The 3,380-nt window shown below is 36.9% G+C and carries 4 protein-coding genes; 2 read left to right on the top strand and 2 right to left on the bottom strand.

The genetic code is table 11. The features are described 5' to 3' along the window. Positions 1–380 precede the first annotated feature (380 nt). Both AAC037_RS22155 and AAC037_RS22150 read left to right on the top strand, forming a co-directional pair. Entirely contained in the window at positions 381–755 is a 375-nt protein-coding gene (locus tag AAC037_RS22155; protein WP_339905689.1) for a BlaI/MecI/CopY family transcriptional regulator, read from the top strand. Then, positions 752–1,975, top strand: coding sequence for a M56 family metallopeptidase (locus AAC037_RS22150; protein WP_339905688.1), 1,224 nt, complete (start codon positions 752–754; stop codon positions 1,973–1,975). Before AAC037_RS22155 ends, AAC037_RS22150 begins: the two co-directional genes overlap by 4 nt. A gap of 602 nt (positions 1,976–2,577) precedes the next feature. Here the strand turns inward: AAC037_RS22150 and AAC037_RS22145 are convergent. Then, the gene (locus AAC037_RS22145) at positions 2,578–2,889 is read right to left on the bottom strand and encodes a type II toxin-antitoxin system RelE/ParE family toxin (protein ID WP_339905686.1); all 312 of its coding nucleotides are present in this window, start codon (positions 2,887–2,889) and stop codon (positions 2,578–2,580) included. A gap of 5 nt (positions 2,890–2,894) precedes the next feature. After that, on the bottom strand, positions 2,895–3,161 hold the full coding sequence (locus AAC037_RS22140) for a hypothetical protein (RefSeq protein ID WP_339905684.1): 267 nt from the start codon (positions 3,159–3,161) through the stop codon (positions 2,895–2,897). Positions 3,162–3,380: the final 219 nt, after the last annotated feature.

The raw sequence follows: 3,380 nt of genomic DNA, 5'->3' as shown, positions 1-3,380 counted from the left end.
TATTCGAATTGTTGATTTGGACAAGCATACAAATCCAAAGGTGGAGGTTATCCTCGATACTTAGTAAAACTTCTATTTACAATTGGGAAAAGCATTACCAGTCTAGGCAAATAACATTCAATGATTGCAAATGAAAATATGCCTCAGCTGGGTGTAGGTGAGAGCCTCCTCCAGTTCTATGGTTGAGTAGAATCAATTTTCAAACTTCAGGCTGACAATATTCAAATTATTGGACGATAGGTTCTTTAGGGTGTAAATAATCCTACAACCAGCCATGGGTAAACTTTCAAATGACTTCTTACATTTCATTATTTACGAGAACTACGTAATATTACGAAATATTCGTAGGTTTTTCAGGTTTCATTTTATATATTAGCCTTATGGAAGAGCTGACCACGTATGAGGAACAGATAATGAAGATATTTTGGAGGCTTAATCGGGCTATTCTCCGGGATGTATTACATGAGCTTCCTGAACCCAAGCCGCCCTATACCACGCTAGCTTCAACTGTAAAGGTGTTGGAGAAAAAAAGATATCTCGGTCATAAGACTTATGGCAAAACCAATGAATATCACCCTTTGATTGCTGAAAGTGATTACCGGAAGAAAAGTTTTAATCACTTGGTGAAAAACTTTTTTGATGGATCCATGGAGAATGTCTTGTCGTTTATGGTGAAGGAAAACAAGGTGTCTGAAAAGGAAATTCAGGAAATGCAGAAATTGATAGATAGCTACGAAAAAAAGAACGAGTCATGAACAACTTGATCAATTACTTATTGGAAGGTAGTTTTGCATTTGGTTTTGGATGGGCCTTTTACAAAGTTCTATTTGAACGTTTAACGTTTTTCCAAGGCAATCGGGCTGTTTTGGTTGGTATAGTGATTTTTTCCTTGCTTTTGCCTTTAATTTCATTTGATTATAATATTTTCAACAACGCTTCAGTGAATACTTTCAATAATCCCATGCAGTGGATTGAAGTTAAAGTCATTACAACTAATCAGGCATCCGAAGGAATTGCATTCTCTTGGCATGCAGTCCTGATGTTCGGGTATTTTATGGGAGTGGTTTTCACTTTGGCCAGACTAATATTGGGAGTTGTAAAGACAATAGTGCTAATACGAAATTCATGCACGGTTCAATACGCAGGAAGAACTTTAGTGGTAAATCCCAAGTTGGTTCCTTCTTCATTTTTCAAACACATATTGTTACCGTCTTTTGATCCGGAAAATAGCGAGCACCAGCAAATTATCTTGCATGAGTCTGTGCATGTGGATCAACGTCATTCTATAGATCTTATGCTGATTCAGTTAGCAAAAGTGGTATTTTGGTTCCATCCCCTAATATATATGTTGGAGAAAAGCTTACGAGAAACCCATGAGTTTCAAGCTGATGAAATTGTCACGCAGTCTTATTCACCCATTGCCTATTCGAGACTATTATTGAAGCAAATCAGTGCTGACTGTGGGCTTCAATTCATGAATAATATCAATCAATTTCAAATCAAAAAAAGAATAATTATGATGAACAAATCAAAATCAAACAATATGCTCAAAGCAAAATTTCTGCTTACAGTACCCTTGTTGGTGCTTATGATTGGGCTTTTCTCCTGCGATATGACTGGAATGAACAAAAAGATTATTGGTACTTGGGAGGGAAGTGACTTCTCTTTTGAGCAATCAGAAGGGCCTGAAATGAGAGAGATGATCGAAGGGGGCAAGCAGCTTCATATGGACGGTAGGCTGATTGTTAGGGAGAATGGAACTTATCAAATAACAGTTGGTCAGGAGGATATAAATGGAAGTGGTGTGTGGAAAGTAGAGGGCAATAGCTTTATAACTACTGATGCCAGAGAAAATAAAGTCTTCTATGAAATTATAGAATTAAGTGATAATAAGCTTGTTACCGTTCAGGAAGTAAAGATGGATACGCCACAGGAAACTGTTGCTGGTAAAATAATCCTTACTTATACCCGTTAAAAAATTTAAAAAGACCTACGAAATAATCGTAGGTTTATTTTCTGACAAGCGGTTTATTGCTTAAAAGCCATTGATATTCTCAGTGGCTTTAATTTACTGTAATAGATGTAAACATTCAAAAGCAATCCATACTTTTAACTTTCAATTTTTCAGCTTCAACTATTCTGGTAATCAATTTATGGAAAAGGGTAGCATTATGCTGTGATCGATTCATTCCGTAAGCGGTCAATGTGTCTATTGCTGATTATGCTTATTTGTCTGATCTCTTATTTGGTAAGCCTCTCCCATAACTAAAAATAGTCTATCCTTGAATGAATTGCAAATGAAGTCTGCCCGAGTAACTGAATAAAGTGTCGTTGATTTGGATGGGGTCTCAAATCTCAGTCAAACGGTATTCAAAATTTTGTCAATTTGTTTACTTAGATAAGGAGGTCTTTCAGAAACCATTGCAAATGGCATTTAAAAGATTTCGTCTTCAAAGTAAGTTAGGAATAAAAGGGTGTAGAGGATTCTAGACCCAGCCCGGAGAACACCGATTTCCATGCGAATGAATGACATCCTGCAGCAAACTTCCCGTACCTACGAAGTATATTAATTCGACGTTACTGGTTCCCTTTTAGCATATTTTTGGGATGCTGGTGGGTGTCAAATATATCTGTCACTATAACCTGTTTTTCGTCTATCAGATAAACGATTTTAAAGTGGGATTCAACCAGTAAATAGCGATGGCCCTGATTGAGGGATTTTAACATTTCTTCTTTCTGCCCTCTTTCCGGGTTGTCCGATAAACTCTTGGCTTTTTCAAGTATCTTTTTTCGTACCTTTAAAGCATAAGCTTCGAACGCCAAACTTCTGTAGTGTTTACAAATTTCTTTCAATGATTCATTGGCCGGCTCGGTGACTAAAACATTCATCCCGGTTACCAGTTTTCCGATTCATTTTCCAGATCCTCAATACTGATCACCCTTCCTTCTATAATGGCTTTATTTGAATCCTTTGCTCTAGCTATCAATTCTGACTTAGTGATGGGGCCACCGTCCGGTTTATAACCTGCTATTGGTTCTTTCTGGGAACTCAACAAATCTTTGATCTGCAGGATTACCTTTATATCTTCCAATTTTGCCAACTGTTCGATCAGGTTTAATTTTTCTGCTTTGATATCCATTTCTCTATAATGTACCGTCACCTTAAAGTTAACGTTTTTTTGGGATTTGTAGGTTTCATTTTATGGGATGATATTTCAAAATCGCACTTTTTAGCTTTTCATTCTCCCCCTGGCTGTATTTTTCGGTCGCTGAAGTGTATTTGCCTCAGCTGTGAATTTGCAATTAAGTCCTTCTATCTCTTTCGAATTACACAATACCATCTTGAGAAATTTCTTGCTTGTAAATTTCTTAAAATCACA

The sequence above is a fragment of the uncultured Cyclobacterium sp. genome (assembly GCF_963976465.1).
GTDB lineage: Bacteria > Bacteroidota > Bacteroidia > Cytophagales > Cyclobacteriaceae > Cyclobacterium.
Note: the sequence above shows the minus strand (reverse complement) of the source record. Positions and strands in the feature narration are given on the sequence as shown.